This is a genomic window from Leptothoe spongobia TAU-MAC 1115 (genome assembly GCF_018739885.1).
GTDB lineage: Bacteria > Cyanobacteriota > Cyanobacteriia > Phormidesmidales > Phormidesmidaceae > Leptothoe > Leptothoe spongobia.
The window spans coordinates 81087-102562 of the sequence record NZ_JADOES010000015.1 but is presented as its reverse complement, the minus strand read 5'-3'; the positions used below and the strand labels follow the sequence as shown (position 1 = coordinate 102562).

The following is a 21476-nucleotide window of genomic DNA, read 5'->3' as shown; positions in this document are numbered from 1 at the left end:
TGAAGCCTATCTTTTTTCTCCTATTTGCTCAAATGCCTTGATTCCAAAGGCTCTCAGTAAACATGTCGCCCTGCCAGATAAATTGATGAATCTCATTACCAAACTCCTGACGTTTGAGCCGTCAAATTGGGTCAGACATTTTATTTTAATTAGCTTTTTACCGCTTTCAGCCATGGTGCTAGCCATCGATTCTCGACAGCTAGTTATCACCCAAGGCATTGATGGACAGCCCTTTGCCAACGTTTTTATCATTAGCTACTTTCTACTATTACTTTTTGGCCTACGCCCAGAACAGCGGCTTATGGCCCTCATTTTTGTTCCCTTTGCTGCCATTGGAGAATGTATCTTTAGTCTCCTATTTGGCTTATACATCTATCGACTGGAAATGGTTCCCCTGTATGTCCCCTTTGGCCATGGAGTGCTATTTAGTATGGGATTATTAGTGGCTGAACTCTCTGCAATCCAAAAGCATGAAGCATGGATTAAACCTCTTTTGATAGGGGTGTATTTCATGCTGTTTAGTGGCGCTATTGTTCTCTTACATGATTCTCTCAGCGCTATTTTCGGCTTAGTCTTCCTATGGGTCCTGCGTCGCAAAGGCTACCAAACCTTATACTTCATTATGGGGTTGTTAGTGCTTTACGTTGAACTAGTCGGCACCCATTGGGGCTGTTGGGCATGGACCTCCCACCCGTTTGGTCTATCCTGGCTGCATGCAACAAATCCCCCCGTTGGAGCCTTTGCTTGCTATGTATTAGCCGACCTGGGCGTTATGAAAATTGCTCGCCACTGGCAACCTCGACTAGGATTAGAGACTACGAGAGATCAGGTAACGGCTTTACCTAGCACCTGAGCTACCATAAAAAGCAAGACACATGTCTAGGTTGACTTATGGTATTTCCTACTCCGCTGCTAGATGCTCGATTAGCTAGAGAGAAAGAACAGAATGAAGCTGATCGACTGCAGCTATTGGCATTAGCATTGGAGTGGTTACGTGTCCATGGAGAAACCTATAGCATCAGAACATTAGTGCAACAGGGTGTTGCACTAATCCAATCAGCAGACCATCGCCAACGTCTAAAAAACTACTTGCGTTTTTTGCGATTTTGCTTACGAGACGCTTTTGCCAGTGCCTTACGTCGTTTTTGTTTCGTCTTAGACTTTTTAGGACGAGTGGCCTTCCCCGTCTCCAGCTCTGGCGTTTCCGGCAGGAGCGGTTCTCCAAAGGGAGCATTAAACGGCGAATTAGAACCTGAAAGACTGGCATTGTAAGCCGATTGAAAAGCGTATGCGCCCTCTTCGGTGGTCATATCAAAACCTGCATTCATGCCACCCTGGAAAAATGATTTCGCCATGCCAAAATTAGCAGGATTATTCATTTCTACCAGAAACTCTTGCGGATCCATCGCCTGAAGGAAATTCAAAATATCCTCAGCATTGGGCAACTGATATTCACGCTGCAAATACTGCCAAAATGCAATCAGTTCAGGAATTACATCATCAGCATCATCCGGTGACATCAGCGAAATCTTGCGAGGAAAGTGACTAAAAAGAATAGCCTCAACATCATCATCAAGCATGTCAGGCAATGTCACTTCTTGATAAGTAAAACCTAGCGAAATCAATCGTGCGGACCAGCCAATATGTTGATACTTCTCATAATGGGCTTGCCCTTCGGGTGATTCTGCAAACAGCTCGACCAGCTCATCCGTATAAGCGTTTAAAGCTTCATGCCAGTCACCGTCACAATTCTGTAGGGCATTGATGTCAAAAGTCATTTTTAGTTCATGGGGCGTCATCACAAGTGCCTCAAGCTTAGGTCGAATTCTGATGCCCGTTCCGCTAAACTCAGAAATCTTTAATACCCCCAGTCATCTACCCCAATGCTAGAAAGCATCATCTGGATCCTCCTCACAGGCTTTTTCGCCGGACAAATTGCCCGCAGGCTCAAAGCGCCAGCCCTGGTGGGCATGGTCCTAGTCGGCATCATCCTCGGCCCCCAAGTAGCCAATGTGATCAGTCCCGGAGTACTCGACACAGCCGACTCCCTCCGCACCATCGCCGTTATGGTGATCCTGATGAAAGCGGGACTGGGCCTAGATCGAGAAAAGCTTGCTCAGCAAGGTACCGTCGCCCTCCGTCTCGGCTTTCTACCCGCCACCTGTGAAGCCATCGCTGTTGCTCTAGCTGCCATCTGGCTCTTCCAGTTCGACTTAGCCACTGGCCTACTGCTCGGCTGCATCATCGGCGCAGAATCCCCAGCCGTCATTGTGCCAGGCATGTTACGGCTCAAGAGCCTGGGTTGGGGAGTCAAAAAAGGGATTCCCGATGCTATTTTGACTGGCAGTGCTCTTTCAGATGTATTGCTGTTACTTGTATTTAGCCTGCTGCTTTCATTTCTCACCCAAGGAACAGCCACAGGCATCACCTTCGGCAATCTCAGCCTCAGCCCTGTACAACTTTTGCCGCTACAGGTCATCCTGCAAGTCAGTTTAGGCATCCTGCTAGGCTGGCTCACCGCTCGTTTACTCGTGATACTGTTAGCCAAACAAAACTGGACTCAAAATGCGGTCCAGGATGCGCTTGTTGCCGCCAGTATTGCGCTATTGCTCGTGATCCTGGCAGAACACATTCCTGCCTTCTCTGGTTACTTAGCCGTTATGGCCACCGGATTCTTTCTGATTGAGTTAGAGGCTCCTCTGGCAAGGCGACTGAGAGAAGGTTTTAACAGCCTGTGGATTGTCGCCGAGATTATTCTGTTTGTGCTGTTGGGGGCTAGCATTCAGCTACATGTATTAGGCGACACTCTGCTCATCGGCTTGCTGATATTGGCTATCGGCACATTAGTAGGACGCTCCCTCGGCTGGTATCTCGCTACGTTAGGTAGCAACTGGACCCAAAAAGAACGTCTGTTTTTACTCTCAGGAAATTCCGCTAAAGCGACGGTCCAAGCAGCTATTGGAGCCATTCCTCTATCCCAGGGAGTTAGCGGCGGAGAAACTATCCTCGCCCTTGCCGCCCTATCTATTTTAGTCACAGCACCCTTAGGAGCCTGGGCTATTCCCACCTTTGCCCCCAAACTACTAGAACAAGGTGAGGTGGACCCAACCAAGGTCTCTGTCAATCGTCGTATTATCCTCCTCGCCGCTGTTGACACGTCACCACTGGCCATACAAGTACTCACAAAAGCGGCAGAACTCGCCCGTCGATGCGATGGTGAGGTAATCGTTCTACATATCTTACGAGTTGACGATCCTGAAGGTATCAAATACTTAAAACAACAGACCAGAAAACACCTGGCCGATATTCGCCACCAGTTTATCACCACATCAGGAGCCATCCCTACAGACATTCTACGCATAGCCCAAGACTATGGAGCTGCAGAAATCGTCATGGGAAAACGTGGTCATCGTCATCTAGAAAATTTACTCGTTGGCTCCGTTTCACGAGCCGTGGTGGAGACTAGCCCTTTACCCGTGATCATCGTAGAAGCAACTTAACAGCTAGCATCACCATAACCATTTTCCTGGCAAGGGTTGCACTGCTCAAAATCCATTGCTTTTCAGGTTCTAATAAAAATCTATGTCATCACTGCTTCTCCAGACCTGTGCAGCTAATATATGAAAAACATCTGGCTAGTCATAGAAGGTTCAAGTCATGCGCACATTAACCAAATGGTCAGTTGCAGACTACCAGCATATGCGAGATCTGGGCATTCTCGATCATCGCCGCTGCGAACTCATCAACGGAGAAATCTGGGATATGGCTCCAGAAGGCGCATTTCACAGATTTATTAACGATCGTGGAGCTGAGTACCTTAGACGAGTGCTGCAAAGTAAAGCCAAGGTTTTTGAAGCTCATCCCATCATCCTTCCTGACTCTGAACCACAACCAGACATTGCCATTGTTCGTCTACCTGACACTCGCTATCTACAACGGCATCCTTGCCCAAAAGATATCTATTGGCTAATTGAAGTCGCAGACACCACCCTTAGCTACGATCTGGATACTAAACGGAAGCTTTACGCGGGGGCAGATATCCAGGAGTACTGGGTAATTGATGTCACCAAAAGACAGCTAACAGTATTTCGAGACTTGCAAAATGATGATTTTCTCACTCAGAGGACTGCTAGCGCTGGAAGCATCTATCCAATTGCTTTTCCAGATATTGCAATTGAAGTTCACAAATTAGTCAAGATCCCAGAGTGATTAAAGACAAGACTTTGACTAGCGAAAGTTGCAGGCTACACCGGACCATAAATTGGTAACGATACCGTCCGGCTCATTGGCATCCAATAGACCAAATAAACTATTAGATGCATTAAACTCTGTTCCTAGGGAACTCTCGATCACCCCAACATCATAGTTCTCTTCCAACTCCGTTAACATTGAGCCGAGACCAACACCATCCACCGTTGTCAAGTTTGCACTCTCAGTCTCTGGACGCACTGTCCAACCAACAAACTGATCCTCCATCGCATTGATCGTAAAACCATTGGACCAAGTAATAAAACTCATGGGCCCAGCACCACATTCGTCATTTTCAGCAGTTTCTGTAGGTTCCCCTAAAGACGCAGAAATTGCTGTTTGAGCCGTCTCAAGATCTGTCTCAAAGGGAATCGTTTGAGTTTTTCCAGACTGCTGATCGACTACTAAGACGCCTTCTCCAGATAGGGCTAGGGCTACACCTGTCAATTCTTCTGTCGGCACCGCATCTGGATCATCGATGGGCTCATCGTTGCTAAGTGGCTCTTCAACTGGATTCGAGTCAATCGGTGGCTGAGCAGTATCTGCACCACTACCACCAGGATCTGACGATGTAGCATCACAAGCTGAAACTGCCAAAAGCAGCAGCAAGCTCAAGGGCAAGAATGCTTGACTGCGTATGCTGTGTATAGACATAGTTTAAAAAGAGGTAATTATTTTTGCAAAGTTTATTAGAAGTATGATCGAATATACACCCTTCAAATGCCGCTATAGGACGTTCTACAGATAGATTCATCCTATAAATCAGCAACAGCGGGTGGTCATGGCCCACATTTGAGGACAACAGTTTCTTCAAACTGTTGCTGCAGTGCGGTCAATGTTTCTGGGCTGGGTGCTTGACCAAAGGGTTTACTTAATTCATCAGGAGCTGGAGTCTTAGCCAGTGTTGTTTGATCAATACCAGTGACCACTACTACTTGAGCAATCTTGCGTTGATTAGCCTGACTTTTTTCATACAGGTCTCGATAAGGCTGAAGCACAGATATTTTCCATTGGACAGGGGGGCAGTAGCTTTGATCAATAATGACGGTCACCTGGGGAACCTGCACCGCATAGCGCAGCCCCAGGCCCAGACCACCAAAGGCTAACCAGCCCAGACCAAGGGTCGTCAGTAAGCGTGTTGTCGGATTGCGTGGAGCCATTTTACAGATTTACTTGGAATAAGTCCTTAAACAAGGTTTGTACATTTTCGGGGTTGCCTTGCTTCACCGTAGACTCTCGCAGACTCGCAATCGCTTGTAGTTCTGATTCATTAACATTACCGTAGGCAATGGGATAAAAACGTACATCGCTGTAGGCCATAATATCTTGCACATCACGGAATAAGTGGCCCTGATTGACTTCACCATCGGAGAGTAACAAGAGATAAAAGCGACCGTTGGGATCATTGGCGCGTTTTTCCATCAGGTCTGCGAGGGCAACCATCACGCCATCGTACATGGCCGTGCCACCATCAGCCTGGAGTTGGTCAATGGCAGCTAATAGTTTTTTCTGTTGCAACTCATCAAAGGAAGTCAGCTCCAACCGCCGGACTGGCTGATCGGCAAAGGTCACCAGACCCACCTGGTTGCCTTGGTTAATTTGTTGACTGGCAATGCGCAATCCTGCCTGAACAGCCTGCAAGGGTTCACCATCCATGGACCCGCTGGTGTCAATCACCATTTCGAGATAAACCGTACGGCCACTATCTTTATTGTTTTTCCAACTGGATTGGGCGGCTAATAGGGTTTCTCCATTGGGAATCGGGGGATGGGCTGCCTTGAGATAATCAGTCTCGACAAAGCCTTGGTTGTTAGCTAGCTTGACCATGTCAGGAGACTGGGCAAAGGCGGCAAACGTTTGCAGGGCTGCAGCCGTTTCAGCATTATTCCAATCAAAGCCCACTAACGGGTTGTTGTGGGGAATGCCAAAAGGAATAAACTTGGTGGACTCAAATCCGGCGACCTGTTTGAGGGCCAGGTAGTTTTGATATTCCAATGGAAATGCCTGGAGTTTGCTCTGGTCTCTGAGGAACAGTTCTTGCAGCTCTAGGGTGGTGGGTGTTGTGATCAGCACCTGGGATTGAAATTGGTCAAAGACCGATGTTACTTGGGGGGTTTGTAACTCTGCTTTGGTCAGGGCTCCACCGTCCTTTTGATGACCGGCAGCGCGCCAATAGAGGGTGTAGAGCAAATTGAGTGCAGTCGAGCTTTTATAGGGGTTGGGGTAGGCAACGCTGACTTGGCCCGCCGCGATCGCATTCAATAAACTATCAAACGTAACCTCACCACTGCCCTGCAGCTGTTGATAAACATCACCGGGCACTACCCAGCCAGCCGTATTGGCCACCAGGCGTTCAGCCACGGGCGTCACCTTAATTCCCTGACTCTGGATCATGGACACCCATAAATCGTTGGAGGGACTATAGCCCGTAGGCTGGGCCGCCCCCGCACCGATCAGGCGAGCGGCGGTGCCCGACGCTATTTTACGGATACCGACCTGGATCACTTTGCCAGAACTGCTCTTTTCTTGCCGCTGGTTAAAGGCATCGGCAACCTCCACCAGCCAACGCTCATTTTGGCGATCAATATTAGCCTTCTCAGAGGAACTGTAAATTTCTAAATAAACTTGATTTGCCTGGGGTTGGGCTCCATAGAGGGGAAAATCATCAATCTCGGGCAGCGGATCAACGATTTGGTCGACGGTGTAGCGACTAGCGGCAGAATCGGAGACTAAATTGCTGACTACATTGATTCTGGGCAGTACCTTCTTAGTCAGGCTAGCCTGCGCTGTTTCTAAAGACGTGACGGAAGATTGACAGCCCCCGACGAAACTCAGACTCAGGGTGACAATCAGTCCTAAGATAGCGATCAGTAGCTGCCGATAAGTACGATTGGGAATGAGTAGTTTAAGCATCAATAGTATAAGAAAGCAATTGCAGCGAGGGTCTAGGTAGTAAGGGGCTCGGGCTTAGGTTTCTAAAATTTCTTTATTGTCAGCAATCAGGGTTTCTAATCGCTGGGGTAGAGAGGCATCTCCCTGGGAAAGGCTGGCTAAGGCGACCTGATCCTGGAGTTGCTGTAATTGCTGATAGGTTTTCTCCATGCGATCGCAACTCTGTTGCAGCTGCTTTTTAGCCATTTGCTGATAGGTGGGCGTTTGAATTTGGGCCTGTACCTGGAGACCATCGGCCACCTGTTGGGCTAACTCCACCACGGTGTATAGGGCTTCGAGAAGTTCGGTACGCAGGGTAGATTCGCGATCGCAGATCCCCATCGCAAACGTTTGCGATTGCAAGGCCCAAGCCTTCACCGGCTGCCAAGTCTGATAGCCATCACGAGCAACCTGGGCCTGAATAGCCTCAATCCGCCGCTGAAAGCTAGCAGTATTCAGCAAGTCGCTGTCGTCTTGTGCCCCCATGGGCGACGAGCGATAGCCCGTTACCCAGCTCCCCGTCATCACAGTGGCCACAACAACACCCCCCAACCAGGTCACCGGTCGGTTACCGGCTAAGCCAACCAACAAACCACACCCCAGGGCTGTCCCCAAGAGCAATCCATAGGTCTGAGGTTGCCGTCCCAAGGCTGACCAGTTGATAGGCATCGGGTTGCGCCTCCATTCAGTTTCCTTACATTGACTGACAAAACACTGATCAAAACACGATAGTCAGCGTTACTTGCTCAATGGTAGTAGAAGGCGTCGCTGCATGGGAATGGTTCGGCTATATCGACAAAACCTTACCCCGCAAATCCCTCGGCCCATCCACCCCGTAGCGACTCAACATAGTCGGCAAAATATCGTATAGCTGGGAATTCTCCAGCACCTGCCCACCCTGGGGAGCCTGCGGATCATGGAAAATCATCAAACCATATTGGGCATGGTTCGCATCATCCGGCCCAGTGTCATTCCCCTTCGCGTATAGCTCACCGGTCCCCACACTGCCCACAGACCGCCACGCTAACCAGTCAAAATACACCAGCAAATCCGGAGCCATCCCCCGCACCTTTTGATAAGTCTCCTGGGGGATGTATGCTTTCACCTCCATCGGCGACCCATCAGGAAACGTAATCGCCTCTAGCTCAGCAATCAGCTGCTCCCGAAATGCCTTAAACTCTCGCAACGGAATTGTTCCCTGCGGTTCTCGCCCTTGCACATTTAAAAAGATTCGGGCATAGTAGCCCCCTGCACCCCAAACTTGGGTATTTTCCCAATCCACCTCAACTTTATCTAGGGCAGTCGGCTCAGTCGGCCTCTCTTTCAGGGTGAGATAGCCTTTCTCCATCAACCATTCATTGATGCAAATACCCCCCATCAGCGGCTGCGCCCCATGGTCTGACACCACCAACACAGCAGTATCCTCGTCACACTGTGCCAACAGCTGGCCCACTCGCTCATCCACATGACAGTAATAATCATGGATAGCTGTCGAGAATGGCATATCCGTAGTGTAATCCGGATGACGCGGATCCATCGGCTTCCAAAAGGCATGGTGGATGCGATCCACCCCCATATCCACCAGCATCAAAAAGTCCGGCTGATCTTGCCCGATCAGTTTCTCCGCCAGGGTAAACCGCTGGTCACACAACTTATGAATATTCGACAGAATCTCCGCCTTATCTTCTGACCGAAACTCAGGCACATCCATCATAAAATCAGGCATCCAGCTCCGAATCTGGTCGCCCAACTCTGGTGGATGGGTAAATGTCACCTGGGGGCTGGGCGTCAGAAAGCAAGACACCATCGAACCATTCACCTCATAGGGAGGCGACGTCCCCGGCACGCTCAGAGCCGCCACTTTCCAACCCGCTTTGCCCAGGTAGTCCCACAATCGAGGAAATCGTACCGCTCGACCATCGGCGATGGTCATATTCTGATACTCCCGCGTCGCCCGATTACGAAACCCGTAGATCCCTAACTCCCCTGGATCTCGACCCGTCATCATACAACTCCAAGCCGGCACCGTAATCGCCGGAATCGAACTCTCCAAACGACCATAGCTCCCCTGGGCCATCAGCCGAGAAAGATGCGGTAAATCATCTCGCCATTCCTCAAAAACCAGAGATGGCTCCATACAGTCGAGGCCGATAATAATTAAACGAGGAGAAGGAGACATAATTTATTTCACCACCGCCTTCCCCAATCGCCGCCGCAACACCAACGTCGCCACTGCACCAACAATCGCCACCAGCGACAAAATATGCACCACATTAAAGGGCGTCCCAGGAAAGAACCAGGAATCCGTTCTTAAAAACTCAATAAAAAACCGACCAAACGGATACCAAACCAAATACAACAACGACAAATCACCAGGCCTCAGCTTTCTACCAAACTGCTTCGACACCCAATACAAAAACAAAAACCCCAAAAAATTCCACACAGACTCATATAAGAAGAGAGCATGAAAACGAGTGGAATCAGGATAAGCAGCCAAATCGTTATAAGGGGCCAAACGATGTTGTGGATCAATCCTCAACCCAAAAAGCCAGTTCGTGGGGGGACCATACAGTTCCTGATTAATAAAATTTCCCCAACGACCAATTGCCTGAGCAATCGGCAATCCCACGGCGGCGGCATCCAGATACATCAGTGTCGGCAAACGACGCAGCTTCGTAAACAACCAAAGCGCAATGCCACCAAAAATAAACGCGCCAAAGATGTGAATACCACCACCCCAGATCTGCAGAATCTGACCAGGATTCTGCAGGTAGTAAGCGGTGTCACTGGACTGCACAAACACATAGTAGAGACGAGCACCAATAAAGGCAGGAATCAGCACCCAGATCAGCATGTCCCAAAAGTTTTCAGGATCCTCACCACGGCGCTCGATTTCTTTAGTAGCAAACCAGGAGCCAGTAATCACGGCAGTGGCCATGAGCAAACCATACCAACGCAGGGCAAAGGGGCCAATTTCTACAATCGTCGGATCTACGGGAGGATACATATTGGTTCTTCACAGTTATTCTTCTAGATAGCCAAGGTCTTTGAGGCGACGACGTACTTCCGGATCGTCAAACCCAGTGGCACGGGCCTGGGAATAAAGAGCCTGGTGCTCTTCAGCATCTTGGCTAAAGGCAGAAAGAGAATCTTGTAAGGATTCCACCATTTCAGGAAAAATCTCGCTGAGATCCAGACTCTCACTCGGATCATCCTGAACATCATAGAGTTCCGGAGGATTTTTATCGGTCTCAATGAGTTTATGATGGCCGACCCACACCGCTCGTCTCGTCTGATCACAGGCATGTTGAGAGACTAATTCAGGCTGACGTTTTTGAATCAGATTCAATACATTTTGGGGTGGCACAGCTTCGGCATAAACACACCGTTCAGGATCAAAGGCGGCAAGAGTCTCACTAACCCCTTGATGTTCCAAACTGAGTTCAGCTTCTTCTGGAGTGGCTAATCCTGCAGCTGATAGAACTGTATGGAATAGACAACGCGTGGAAACCACATCATCGCGAATACTACCACGCTCAATCTTATCGTTAGGATCGTGGATAATCAGCGGTACCTGAACTAGCTCATTATAGATAGAGAGGCTATGGCCAATCAGCTGTTTCTCTCCTAGGTGCTCGCCATGATCGGCACAGACAACAATATAAGTGTTATCTAAACGACCTGATTGCTTTAACTGTTCTAAGAACTTTCCTACTTGGACATCTTGGGCAGCAACTTCAGCATCGTACATGCCATCTAAGGTATCTTTTTGCTGATCACCCAAGGCTCCCATCAGAGGAGCTAGCCAACCATATACATCACTGTTAAAACGACGTAGGTAAGTTTGGGCATCACGATCCTTGAGAACATTAGGAGCAAATTGCTCAATGTATTCACGGGGAGGATGATATGGCATATGAGTGCCCATCAGGTTGATAAACGTGAAAACAGGCTGATCTGCCTGCACACCTGTGCGCTCAATCAACAGATTGGCAGCATCATCCAAAGACTTACGGGTATTCCCTTTAAAGCTTAGAGCCGTTTGCCATAGGGGTACCATCAGCGGCGTAAAAGACAGGGACAGTAACCAGTCAGAACGAGCAAAGGCATCTTGAATCGTATTCAGTGCCTTGGCAACAACACGCTTAAAAAATTGGCGGTACTTGTCTAAAAAGCTGGAGGGAATACCCGCTTGGTTAGGTTTAGAGCTAAGTAAGCCACTGTAGTTAAGAAAGCTGTAAAAACCGCGCCGTAAGCCGTTGTTGATCACACCGACCAGCGGATTATTGCAAAATGCGGCGGTGTAATAGCCTCCATCCTGTAATCGCTCTGCCAGGGTTTTGAGGTGGGGTGGCATCACCGAATAAGACTGCTGCATCTGATGTTGGGAGGGATACAGCCCAGTGAACATGGATGCATGGGAAGGGATGGTCCATTGACCTGGTGCGATCGCAACCTTAAATCTCGTTGCCCCTGTCGCAAAAGCATCAATATGCGGCGACGTCGGCTTCTCGTAGCCATAGCAAGACAGGCGATCCACACGCTGAGTGTCGAGCACCAAAAAAATGACATCCGGTTGGGTTGAAGGCATTGAAGCGCAGGGGAGACGCAGTACTAAACCAGTCTAGAGTATCAAGCCTATAGCCGTTGCTAATTTATCAGAGAAACCGATCGATACCGATCAGATTTGTCAACATTTCTCCAATTGCATGGGACTGAAACACCTCACTATCAGCTTAACTATCCCCTGTAGGATGCTGCCGCAAAAATGCCTCTACTTGCTTACGGGTGGGCATCGACGACTGCGCCCCAGCTTTCATTACCGCTAGTGCCGCTACGGCACTAGCCCATTCTACTGCTGCCCGCAATGATTTTCCTTCCCACAAAGCAACCGCTAGCCCTCCATTAAATGAGTCCCCTGCCGCCACCGTATCCACGGCTTCTATCTGAAAAGCTGGCACATGAAATACTTCTGATTGCGACGAAACTACAGCCCCCTGGCTGCCAAGTTTGACAATCACCGTCGCAGCCCCCCGCTGCCGTAATACCTGGGCCGCTTCCATAGCCGTGGTTACACCAGTGACCTGCAGCCCCGTCAGCTGAGAAGCCTCGGTCTGGTTAGGAGTCAGAATATCCACTAAACCGTAAAACTCTGGCGGCAAATCCGACCGAGCCGGGGCCGGGTCCACAATCACACAGCAATCTGCTGACCGTTTTGCCGCCGCCTGCACCGCAGCTAATGGAATCTCAAACTGCATTAGCAAAATTGAGGCTTCATGCCCTAATGGCAAGCGTTCTACATCCGTCACAGCCACCTTGGCATTGGCCCCAGGCACCACCACAATCTGGTTTTCACCTACCTCATCCACATTGATCAGCGCCACACCCGACGGACCCGCATGTACCAAAACCAAATCTGTCGCCACCCCAGATGCTTGTAAACTCTCGCAAAGCAACAGGCCAAAACCATCGTCACCGACACATCCCGCCATGGCCGTCGGCGCACCCAATCGAGCCGCCGCTACTGCCTGGTTAGCTCCTTTACCACCAGGGATAGTCGCAAACCCAGATCCCAATAAGGTTTCTCCAGGTTCAGGCAAATGCGACACCTGAGCCACCAGATCCATGTTGAGACTGCCAAAAACAATGATGGACATGGCACGGCTAAGGCTCAAAACTGCCCCAAGTATCCCCTAGCCCTGTCAATGGATCCAAACTCGGTGGCACGTCTTCAGACAGATCATTTTCCTGCCATGGATTGGGCGGACGGTCACTACTCCACCCCCACCAAGCTGTACCACATTCACAGTTATAAAACTCCTGCCACTTACGCTTGTGGTTGTGGGTATAAACTGGGGCGCGACGATTAATCCAAACATCCGTGGCCACGGCAGCAGGCTCACCACAGCGGGGACAACAAAACGTCAGCGCATGGGTGGCAGCATCAGACCACTTGGGTGGGATAGAGGAAAAAGCTTCCATAATGATAGGGCGAATGTAGGGTAGCTCAGCTAGCAGTCTCACTACATCAATTATGGTCGTGATTTTTAAAAGCGCACCAACCATTAACCATTGCCCTACATCTTAAAATTTTGTGAAAAGACGTTAAGAATCTATAGTTGAACTAGGGCGGGCCAGGGGTGTTCCCGGTCAGCTGTAAACCTTTAGCAATAGGCAATTCCTGTGAAGGCAATCACTCTGCTCGGTTCAACTGGCTCCATCGGCACCCAAACCCTCGATATCCTAGAGCACAATCCCGACAAGTTTCGCTTAGTAGGCATTGCCGCAGGTCGTAACGTGACACTATTGGCCCAGCAGGTGCGCCAGTTTAAGCCCGAGATTGTTGCTATCCACGATGCCAGTAAACTGGCTGAGTTCAAGGCAGCCATTGCGGATGTGGATCCTCAGCCACAGATCCTCGCCGGAGCAGACGGCATTGTAGAAGTAGCCCGCTATGGCGATGCCGAAGCCGTCGTCACTGGCATTGTCGGCTGTGCCGGACTTTTACCGACGATTGCCGCGATTGAAGCTGGCAAAGACATTGCTCTAGCCAATAAAGAAACGTTAATTGCGGGGGGTCCAGTCGTGTTACCCCTCGTCGAACAGCACGGTGTCAAGCTACTCCCGGCTGACTCTGAGCACTCCGCAATTTTCCAATGTCTGCAGGGACTCCCGAAGGGGGGGCTACGCCGTATCATTCTGACGGCCTCAGGGGGTGCCTTCCGCGATTGGCCAGTCGAGCGACTCAAGGATGTAACCGTTGCCGATGCCATCAAGCATCCCAACTGGTCCATGGGTCGCAAGATTACCGTAGACTCTGCCACCATGATGAATAAGGGTCTAGAAGTGATCGAAGCCCACTATCTATTTGGGATGGATTATGACCACATCGACACGCTCATCCATCCCCAGAGTATTATTCACTCCTTGATTGAAACCCAGGATACGTCGATGCTGGCTCAACTAGGCTGGCCCGATATGCGTTTGCCCCTGCTCTATGCCATCTCCTGGCCCGAGCGCATCTTCACCGACTGGAAGCCTTTAGATCTGGCTCAATTGGCCACCCTCACCTTTAAAGAACCAGACCACGCTAAGTATCCCTGCATTAACCTGGCCTATGAGGCAGGAAGGGCTGGAGGCTCCATGACGGCAGTGCTAAATGCAGCCAATGAGCAAGCAGTGGCGATGTTCTTGGATGAGAAGATTCAGTACTTGGATATTCCAAAGGTGATTGAGAAGGTGTGCGATCGCAACCGCGACCATCTTACCGCCAGCCCATCACTCCAGGACATCCTGGACGCTGACCAATGGGCACGTCAGGAAGTCATTGCCATCAGCGATACCCTCACCCAGCGTCAGGTTGTAACCCTAAGTAACTAGGGCCTCAGCTTCATAGGTTAAGATTTGGCCAGACTTTAATAGGAATCGCCGCCCATGGAAATTGTGGTTGTCATTGGTGCCATCATCATTTCAGTTTTAGTCTTCACCTGGTTGATCAAGGTAGTCAAAGCCACCCTAAAAACGGCATTTCTAGCAGCACTCATTCTACTAGGGCTGCAAATTTTCTTTGGCGTCGGCCCCGAAGCAATCTGGGATACCATTCGCGACTTTGTCGGGCAGCAAGCCAATAATATCGGTCAATAGACTAGCGATTGATCCATGCTTACTAACAGGCTGACTAACAGTTAGACAAGTCTCTAACCTCCAAATCCAAAGCAGCACGGGAACAATACACAATCGACGTGAATCTTAGCGTAGACAAGAGCTAACAGCCTCTACACTCCATATTGAACAGTCGACCTCTAGAAAATCTACAGATTAAGATAGAACTCTCAACAACCTGCGCGGCAATCAGTCTAGGCCTCACTCCCCCCTACGCTTCGAGACCCCTGTCGCATAAGCGGTATGGAAATCCTGTAGGGGCACTCCCTTATGGATGCCCTCCGATATCGGGCGCTACCAGTCAGGATTTCATCCTATACGACCAGCGGAGCATCAGTAGATGAAGAAAAAACCAATCACACGTGTGACAGTTTCAGCCATAGATAGTAGATGATACATAACAATATAGGCCATTGTAGTTTTCTACAAACCTCGCCTCACTCTCACCCAACATACATTTCAGCGATTACAGCCGCAGGTAGCACGACAAATAACCAGTGGGTCATCTAATATCAACACTTCATATCCAAGATTTTTGACTATGCCACTTCAAAAGGCGTAATGACATCATTCGAATTTTGAAAATAAGTCTTGTTAGAGTCAATTCGTTAGCAGGGGCTCTACCACCTTGTTGGACAACCTACCTAAGGCATCCAGCAAAAGATTTTCAGCACTTATACATCAAACCTTTTCTGCTCAGCTCTTCGCCTAAGGCGTAACCCCGACGAGATTATTTATTGTTTTTGAGATCTTCACTATGCTAAAAATGCGACGTTTTCAAACGACAACGGCTCTATTACTCATGCTGGGTATGGGTGCAGGCGCACTCTCTCCCCTCGTCACCCCAGCTCCAGTAGTCGCCCAAACCCAAATTCAATTTACCGATGTGTCCTCTAGCCACTGGGCTAGTCAGTTCATCATCAGTCTGGCCCAAAGAGATATCATCGCAGGCTTTCCTGATGGCACGTTTCGCCCTGATGAGCCGGTGACTCGTGCCCAGTATGCCGCCATGGTGCGCAAGGCGTTTAATATCACCAACATCCGTAGCAGCACTACCTTTGTCGATGTGTCAGCTGACTTCTGGGCAAGAACGGCCATTGATGAAGCCTATCGCATGGGCTTTTTATCCGGCTATCCCAATAATGTATTTGAACCGAACCAAAATATTCCCCGTGCCCAGGTGCTGGTCTCCTTAGCCAATGGTCTCAACTACCAGGCTACAACCATTGCCAGTGCCAACGTTTATCGCGATTCTGGTGCTATTCCTAGCTATGCAACTGGCAGTATTGCCGCTGCAACTGAGCAACGTTTGGTCGTTAACTATCCTGATGTACAGGCATTGCGTCCTAATCAAACCGCCACACGGGCAGATGTAGCTGCTTTTATTTATCAGGCATTAGCCAGCCGAAATCAGGTAGCTACAGTACAGTCCCCCTATATTGTTCAAGTAAGCCAAACAACTACTGCGGCTCAATCCTCAATCACTTCAGGCACAAATATTTCAGTAACCTATCCTGATGGTGACAAGATTGTTCTGTTGCCAGATGAAACCCTGCCTGTCACACTACAGGTCGCTGAAGCGGTTAGGGATAGTCAAGGTCAAATACTCATTCCTCGTAATAGCGAGATTATTGGTGAGCTACGGCCCGTCACCGTTGGTGCTCAGCAAGGCACTCAGTTTGTTGCACAAACTCTGGTATTGGAGAGTGGTCGTCAAGTAGCCATGCAGGCTCAGTCTCGTGTGATTACCACAACTGAAACCATCCGTCGCGGTGCAAGTATCGGTGAGATCTTTGCTGGTGCTGTATTAGGCTCTGGAGCTGCCGCCGCTATTGGCTCAGTCACTGGAGATGATGAAATTCAAACCTGGGAAGTCTTGACAGGCACAGTAGCCGGAGCAATTGGTGGTCTGGTGTTAGGGCGAGAGCGAGTCGAAGTGATTTCAGTTAATCCTGACAGCGATCTGACGTTAACCGTCAGTCAGTCAGTCGCATTAGCCCAATAAAGAGAGTGTTGTAGGGGCAATCAGGGATTACGCAACAATCCTCGATTGCCTTCAACATTTAGGTAACCCCGTAGGTTGGGTTGCCACAAAACCAAAATTCTCACCCATACACCAACCGTTCATCAACCCAACAAATCCGAACCCCATCGCCACATAGCGACAAAACAAGTAAACCCGTAGGGTGGGTTGCCACAAAACCAGAATGCTCGCCTACACACCAACCCTTGATCAACCCAACAAATCCCACACCCATTGCTCATATTCCAAGCTCAGCATATGAATGATTTTATAAAATGGTTTATCCTATAGGTTCAAGATGTTTGGCCTAATCCCATGCTAGCCAACTCTACTACTGAGCAGTTACCCATTGCCCCCGGCGAAAAGCGTGTCGCCCTAAACGGTCTAGACTGGCTTGCCTATCAGCAAATGAAAGCGTTACTCAATGAACGCACCAGGGCACGGTTAACCTATGATCGCGGCACTTTAGAAATTACGATGCCCTCTGAGCCCCATGAGTTCTACGCTCGTCTAATTGAGCTATTCGTTCGTATTTTGGTTGTAGAGCTGGGTTTACAAATTAAAACTTTAGGATCAACCACCCTAGACAGGGAGGATTTAGCCCGAGGATCGGAACCAGATAATGGCTACTATATTCAAAATCAACCCCAAGTCGCTGGACGTACGATTGATTTAGCCGTGGACCCACCACCGGATCTCATCGTAGAGGTGGATATTACCCACACTGACATTGACAAGAATGCGCTGTATGCAGCGATGGGCGTACCCGAATTTTGGCGCTTCAATGGTAAAGTCTGGCGAATTTATCAGCTGCAGGGCAATGCTTATGTAGAGGTAGACCGTCCACCCACATTTCCCATGGTAGCCAAAGAGAAATTATACGAGTTTTTAGCAGTCTCCCAACAAAGTGAAGTAGACGCCGAAATTAATTTTCGCGCCTGGGTAAAACAACAAATGTAGGTTGGATTGCCACGAACCCAACCGTATCGCCTATAAATCAAAATCTCATCAACCCAACATATCCTACACCCATCGCCTAAAACTCCGCAAAATGATCCAACAGTTCGCGGTGAATAAAGCGATAGCGACCACCAATGCGCTGCAGCAAGCGACGTTCGGCAGCATAGTTGAGAAATCGGGCATAATTCCAGGGGGTTTTGTTTATATAGGTGAGAATCATCCGCAGGCTCACATGTTGAATCAGTTCACTACCACCACCTAAGAAAACCCCAAAAAGGAGAGTGTATAAAATACCAGGCACAAGACTGCTGGGCAAGGATGGATTATTCCCAAGGATAAAATCAGGCAAATAAAGTATAGCAACAGCACCAGGATAACTAACTAGAGCAATCAAAGGCACATTAACCAACACGGCCCACATGCCTTGGTTGGGATTTTCACGAATTTGAAAGTCAGCTTTCAGACCAACTATCAGACCAACTATCAGACCAACTATCAGACCAACTATCAGACCAACTATCAGACCAACTATCAGACCTCTCCTAAGTTCTCGTCGCGCTTCGCGCGACATTGAAAATCTAAAATTCTCTACTGGCGAAATATTGTTATCTGGACCAACTATCAGACTACCTATCAGACCAAATATCAGACCAACTATCAGACCAACTATCAGACCAACTATCAGACCAACTATCAGACGGTACAACCATTTTTGCTGTTTGCTTTCCAGCCATCGAGGCTGCATTCTCTCAATCAACAGCTCCACCAAATTTTCACTATTCAGCGTTCTCGCCAGCCAACCTAAATACCGTCGCGTTTTCTCTTCATCAGGCTCTTGAACAACAGTCTTATAAGCCCACCTTCGCCTAAACTGTTCCCGCTCTATCCTCCGAGTCTCTAATGCCAACCTCTTATGAATATAAGCATTGAACAGATCCTGCTCTGACTCAATCACTGTCTCCAGACCATAGGCCACCGACAAAATCGTCAAAAATAACGGAATCCGTAAAATCCCCACCCCACGCTTCGTTGAAGGCTCCAACAATGCCCTTAACCCCGGCTGGTGTTGAATCGCCCGCCAAATCTCCGGCTGCTGCAACTGCTCACAAAAATACCGTTGCAGCTGCTGATCGCCCAAAGGTTCCAACCGGACGGCTCCTTTCAATGCCCCCAGACGGATCTGACCTTCCGTATACTCTTCACTACGGCAGCACACCACCCCATGGGGATAGGCCAGCCCCTTAACAAAGTCATTAATTTTCTCAACACAGAGCGTCTGTCGCTTTAACCCCAGCTCATCTAAACCATCCCATAATGGTAATAAATGCGTGTTTTTGAGCCACTTAGCCCCGATTTTAGGGTCAATATTGTAATTTAGCTTTAACTGCTCAATCAACCAATCATGGATGGACTGTCGATCATCCTTCCACGTAGACAACTCAAAAATAATCGGTATCAGCCGCTGACCTTCTTGCAGCGCTTCGTCCACCAACGCCTCAGCCAGCTTTAACAATGTGGTCGTTTTTCCCGAGCCCGGTGCTCCAAGGATTAACAGCTTCCGCCCCACATCCCGCCGATTAAACGTCTCAAAAATCGACTCCTGCGGGTCCAGCTTGGTTGACGCATGATCTCGCTTCAGAGATCGCTCCGGCAGTAAAATTAAATTTGATTCCTCCTGCTTCTGTTGAATCTCCGCCAACGATATCCGTTTCTGCTGATCAGGTCGATTCACCTGGCTCAGCTGCTGCTGCATCAGCAAGTTAATCACCACCTGCTGATTGAGCGAGTCCTCCAGCCGTTCGGCCACCTCAGATTGCACAGCCTGCAGCAATCGGGTCCGTAAATCCTGAGGATTAGCCAACTCAGCCCTATCAGCCTGCCTGCGCAGCACCGTCAACAGCCGCCACAAGTCCATCACCAGCAATAGCACCAACGGAGGCAGACTAAACTTAGTCACCGTTTTCACATTGCCCAAGACCTGCTCATTCGTCAGCAGCTCATACACCACCGGCAGCAGCGTAATCCACACAAACAGCCGCACAATCAGCCAGTTTCGCCCCTTAAACTGCTGCACCTCCGGCAACTGATTCAACAAATACCCACCGACCGCCGTCACCAAAGCCGTCAAAATAATCACCACTGTCGTTGGCATAGGGCAAATGCTTCTAGGACGTTAACTCACTATATTCAACAATTTTCCTTGATGCCAATCCGCATATTGACTCAATCGGCTCAGGACTGATAGCCTACAAAACAATAGCTACAGGCTCCAACCTTTAGCTATGTCGCACCCAAAAATTTAGCTGCGCGAGATGGCAGTGCGCCAACACCACCATCCCGCTAACCCTTCCAACTGCGAACCCAGTTGGTGAGCTGTGAGCATTTTACAGCCACCCTGATGAACGTTGCAGGGTGGCTAACTTTTTGGGCGCTTTCCTGACCTATACGAAAAATAAGGAAAACGCCCCATGACTAACCTCATACCACCAACCACCCTGCCCGCCGACCTCTCCATCACCCTACCCACAGGCGAAACCATCCGCCATATCCTCCTCGGCAGTCCCGGCGGCATCCGCCAAACCATCCACCTACTCCACAACCTCAAATACATCGAACCCAGCCAATGGAGCCCCCTGATCGAAATTCCCGACAATCAGCTCATCCTCACCCCCGACCAAGGCGACGTCATCAGCATCCTCATGAAACGCCTCTAACCCTCGCACCAGGGCTCTGCCCTGGGCGCAACCATGTGGCTCCGCCACAAAAACCTGTAGGTTGGGTTAAAAGCTCAGCATCACGAGCTTATACGATGGATATCGGATGTGTTGGGTTGACAAAGAAGTGGATAGGTAGCAGGGACTCTGGCATCGTGGCAACCCAACCCACATTGCTTACAATTAAGAACGAAGCTCGAATCTAGCAAACCCATGACGGTAGCTCGCACCCCCCTCACCATCCCCCCACTAGAAAGTGGCGATCGCCTCACCCGCCCCGAATTCGAGCGCCGCTACCACGCCATGCCCCAGGTCAAAAAAGCCGAACTCATCGAAGGACTTGTTTATATGGCATCTCCCCTCCGAGCCAAAGCCCACGGCAAACCCCATGCCCGCATCATGGGATGGCTCATCACCTACGAAGCCGCCACACCCGGCGTTGAATCCCTTGATAACGCGACTGTTCGTCTTGATGCCGATAATGAAACCCAGCCCGATGCCCTACTCCGTATTGAGCAAGGGGGTCAATCAACCATCAGTGACGATGACTATGTCGAAGGATCCCCAGAGATAATCGTCGAAATTGCAGCCAGCAGTGCGTCCCTAGATTTGGGTGCAAAACTCCAGGTTTATCGTCGTAACCAAGTGCAAGAGTATCTAGTCTGGCGAGTCTATGACAATGAGTTTGACTGGTTTCAACTACAAGACAGCCAATACGTTCAGCTCAATCCTGACAGCCAAGGCATTCTGCACTCCCAAATCTTCCCCGGTCTTTGGTTAGACCGCACCGCTCTCCTCAGTGGCAATTTAGCCAAAGTCTTACACGTATTACAACAAGGTCTCAACAGCCACGAACACAAAACATTTAACCCGTAGGTTGGGTTGCATCCCCACCATACCCCCTGCTATTACCCAAAACTATCATCAACCCAACAAAT

General features: G+C 49.4%; 20 protein-coding genes. 9 read left to right on the top strand and 11 right to left on the bottom strand.

The window, feature by feature from the left end; translation table 11 throughout:
* The coding region (locus IXB50_RS10075; RefSeq protein ID WP_215608828.1) for a hypothetical protein at positions 1 to 853 on the top strand (853 nt) is incomplete at its 5' end.
* A gap of 232 nt (positions 854 to 1085) precedes the next feature.
* Here the strand turns inward: IXB50_RS10075 and IXB50_RS10070 are convergent.
* Positions 1086 to 1778: a hypothetical protein gene (locus tag IXB50_RS10070; RefSeq protein WP_215608827.1), complete on the bottom strand. Its 693-nt coding sequence runs from the start codon at positions 1776 to 1778 to the stop codon at positions 1086 to 1088.
* A 105-nt stretch (positions 1779 to 1883) separates the two neighbouring features.
* Between IXB50_RS10070 and IXB50_RS10065 the strand changes: the two genes are divergently transcribed.
* Positions 1884 to 3500, top strand: coding sequence for a cation:proton antiporter (locus IXB50_RS10065; protein ID WP_215608826.1), 1617 nt, complete (start codon positions 1884 to 1886; stop codon positions 3498 to 3500).
* 157 nt (positions 3501 to 3657) lie between these two features.
* Positions 3658 to 4209 carry a Uma2 family endonuclease gene (locus tag IXB50_RS10060; protein ID WP_215608825.1) on the top strand — a complete coding sequence of 184 codons (552 nt, stop codon included), beginning with the start codon at positions 3658 to 3660 and terminating at the stop codon, positions 4207 to 4209.
* An 18-nt stretch (positions 4210 to 4227) separates the two neighbouring features.
* Here IXB50_RS10060 and IXB50_RS10055 read toward each other — a convergent pair whose 3' ends face one another.
* The 9 genes from IXB50_RS10055 to IXB50_RS10015 form a co-directional block, all read right to left on the bottom strand.
* Positions 4228 to 4902, bottom strand: a complete 675-nt coding sequence (locus IXB50_RS10055; RefSeq protein WP_215608824.1) for a hypothetical protein — start codon at positions 4900 to 4902, stop codon at positions 4228 to 4230.
* 125 nt (positions 4903 to 5027) lie between these two features.
* Positions 5028 to 5408, bottom strand: coding sequence for a hypothetical protein (locus IXB50_RS10050; protein WP_215608823.1), 381 nt, complete (start codon positions 5406 to 5408; stop codon positions 5028 to 5030).
* Position 5409: 1 nt separating this feature from the next.
* Positions 5410 to 7161 (bottom strand): VWA domain-containing protein, encoded by a 1752-nt coding sequence (locus tag IXB50_RS10045; protein ID WP_215608822.1) that lies wholly within the window; start codon positions 7159 to 7161, stop codon positions 5410 to 5412.
* A gap of 54 nt (positions 7162 to 7215) precedes the next feature.
* Positions 7216 to 7848, bottom strand: coding sequence for a hypothetical protein (locus IXB50_RS10040; protein ID WP_215608821.1), 633 nt, complete (start codon positions 7846 to 7848; stop codon positions 7216 to 7218).
* A gap of 118 nt (positions 7849 to 7966) precedes the next feature.
* Positions 7967 to 9358: an alkaline phosphatase family protein gene (locus tag IXB50_RS10035; protein ID WP_215608820.1), complete on the bottom strand. Its 1392-nt coding sequence runs from the start codon at positions 9356 to 9358 to the stop codon at positions 7967 to 7969.
* 3 nt (positions 9359 to 9361) lie between these two features.
* On the bottom strand, positions 9362 to 10186 hold the full coding sequence (gene lgt / locus IXB50_RS10030; protein ID WP_215608819.1) for a prolipoprotein diacylglyceryl transferase: 825 nt from the start codon (positions 10184 to 10186) through the stop codon (positions 9362 to 9364).
* Between the two features lie 15 nt (positions 10187 to 10201).
* Positions 10202 to 11770 carry a sulfatase family protein gene (locus IXB50_RS10025; RefSeq protein WP_215608818.1) on the bottom strand — a complete coding sequence of 523 codons (1569 nt, stop codon included), beginning with the start codon at positions 11768 to 11770 and terminating at the stop codon, positions 10202 to 10204.
* 145 nt (positions 11771 to 11915) lie between these two features.
* Positions 11916 to 12836: a ribokinase gene (rbsK, locus tag IXB50_RS10020; RefSeq protein WP_215608817.1), complete on the bottom strand. Its 921-nt coding sequence runs from the start codon at positions 12834 to 12836 to the stop codon at positions 11916 to 11918.
* A gap of 7 nt (positions 12837 to 12843) precedes the next feature.
* The gene (locus IXB50_RS10015; protein WP_326520764.1) at positions 12844 to 13245 is read right to left on the bottom strand and encodes a hypothetical protein; all 402 of its coding nucleotides are present in this window, start codon (positions 13243 to 13245) and stop codon (positions 12844 to 12846) included.
* A 117-nt stretch (positions 13246 to 13362) separates the two neighbouring features.
* Between IXB50_RS10015 and dxr the strand changes: the two genes are divergently transcribed.
* From dxr to IXB50_RS09995, 4 genes are all read left to right on the top strand, one after another.
* Positions 13363 to 14559 (top strand): 1-deoxy-D-xylulose-5-phosphate reductoisomerase, encoded by a 1197-nt coding sequence (dxr, locus tag IXB50_RS10010; RefSeq protein ID WP_215608816.1) that lies wholly within the window; start codon positions 13363 to 13365, stop codon positions 14557 to 14559.
* A 54-nt stretch (positions 14560 to 14613) separates the two neighbouring features.
* Complete coding sequence (locus IXB50_RS10005) at positions 14614 to 14823, top strand: hypothetical protein (RefSeq protein WP_215608815.1); 210 nt, start codon at positions 14614 to 14616, stop codon at positions 14821 to 14823.
* Between the two features lie 775 nt (positions 14824 to 15598).
* On the top strand, positions 15599 to 16846 hold the full coding sequence (locus IXB50_RS10000; protein WP_215608814.1) for an S-layer homology domain-containing protein: 1248 nt from the start codon (positions 15599 to 15601) through the stop codon (positions 16844 to 16846).
* Between the two features lie 333 nt (positions 16847 to 17179).
* Entirely contained in the window at positions 17180 to 17824 is a 645-nt protein-coding gene (locus IXB50_RS09995; RefSeq protein WP_215608813.1) for a Uma2 family endonuclease, read from the top strand.
* Between the two features lie 76 nt (positions 17825 to 17900).
* On the opposite strand, the gene IXB50_RS09990 is transcribed toward IXB50_RS09995, so the two are convergent.
* Positions 17901 to 19976 carry an NACHT domain-containing protein gene (locus IXB50_RS09990; protein WP_215608812.1) on the bottom strand — a complete coding sequence of 692 codons (2076 nt, stop codon included), beginning with the start codon at positions 19974 to 19976 and terminating at the stop codon, positions 17901 to 17903.
* A gap of 316 nt (positions 19977 to 20292) precedes the next feature.
* On the opposite strand from IXB50_RS09990, the gene IXB50_RS09985 reads away from it, so the two are divergent.
* The gene (locus tag IXB50_RS09985) at positions 20293 to 20538 is read left to right on the top strand and encodes a hypothetical protein (RefSeq protein ID WP_215608811.1); all 246 of its coding nucleotides are present in this window, start codon (positions 20293 to 20295) and stop codon (positions 20536 to 20538) included.
* A 213-nt stretch (positions 20539 to 20751) separates the two neighbouring features.
* Entirely contained in the window at positions 20752 to 21414 is a 663-nt protein-coding gene (locus IXB50_RS09980) for a Uma2 family endonuclease (protein ID WP_215608810.1), read from the top strand.
* Positions 21415 to 21476 lie beyond the last annotated feature (62 nt).

Coding starts and splice junctions, on each gene's coding strand:
- IXB50_RS10070 (WP_215608827.1), bottom strand. CDS start 1,778: ATGACTTTTGACATCAATGCCCTACAGAATTGTGACGGTGACTGGCAT.
- IXB50_RS10065 (WP_215608826.1), top strand. CDS start 1,884: ATGCTAGAAAGCATCATCTGGATCCTCCTCACAGGCTTTTTCGCCGGA.
- IXB50_RS10060 (WP_215608825.1), top strand. CDS start 3,658: ATGCGCACATTAACCAAATGGTCAGTTGCAGACTACCAGCATATGCGA.
- IXB50_RS10055 (WP_215608824.1), bottom strand. CDS start 4,902: ATGTCTATACACAGCATACGCAGTCAAGCATTCTTGCCCTTGAGCTTG.
- IXB50_RS10050 (WP_215608823.1), bottom strand. CDS start 5,408: ATGGCTCCACGCAATCCGACAACACGCTTACTGACGACCCTTGGTCTG.
- IXB50_RS10045 (WP_215608822.1), bottom strand. CDS start 7,161: ATGCTTAAACTACTCATTCCCAATCGTACTTATCGGCAGCTACTGATC.
- IXB50_RS10040 (WP_215608821.1), bottom strand. CDS start 7,848: ATGCCTATCAACTGGTCAGCCTTGGGACGGCAACCTCAGACCTATGGA.
- IXB50_RS10035 (WP_215608820.1), bottom strand. CDS start 9,358: ATGTCTCCTTCTCCTCGTTTAATTATTATCGGCCTCGACTGTATGGAG.
- lgt (WP_215608819.1), bottom strand. CDS start 10,186: ATGTATCCTCCCGTAGATCCGACGATTGTAGAAATTGGCCCCTTTGCC.
- IXB50_RS10025 (WP_215608818.1), bottom strand. CDS start 11,770: ATGCCTTCAACCCAACCGGATGTCATTTTTTTGGTGCTCGACACTCAG.
- rbsK (WP_215608817.1), bottom strand. CDS start 12,836: ATGTCCATCATTGTTTTTGGCAGTCTCAACATGGATCTGGTGGCTCAG.
- IXB50_RS10015 (WP_326520764.1), bottom strand. CDS start 13,245: ATGGTTGGTGCGCTTTTAAAAATCACGACCATAATTGATGTAGTGAGA.
- IXB50_RS10005 (WP_215608815.1), top strand. CDS start 14,614: ATGGAAATTGTGGTTGTCATTGGTGCCATCATCATTTCAGTTTTAGTC.
- IXB50_RS10000 (WP_215608814.1), top strand. CDS start 15,599: ATGCTAAAAATGCGACGTTTTCAAACGACAACGGCTCTATTACTCATG.
- IXB50_RS09995 (WP_215608813.1), top strand. CDS start 17,180: ATGCTAGCCAACTCTACTACTGAGCAGTTACCCATTGCCCCCGGCGAA.
- IXB50_RS09990 (WP_215608812.1), bottom strand. CDS start 19,976: ATGCCAACGACAGTGGTGATTATTTTGACGGCTTTGGTGACGGCGGTC.
- IXB50_RS09985 (WP_215608811.1), top strand. CDS start 20,293: ATGACTAACCTCATACCACCAACCACCCTGCCCGCCGACCTCTCCATC.
- IXB50_RS09980 (WP_215608810.1), top strand. CDS start 20,752: ATGACGGTAGCTCGCACCCCCCTCACCATCCCCCCACTAGAAAGTGGC.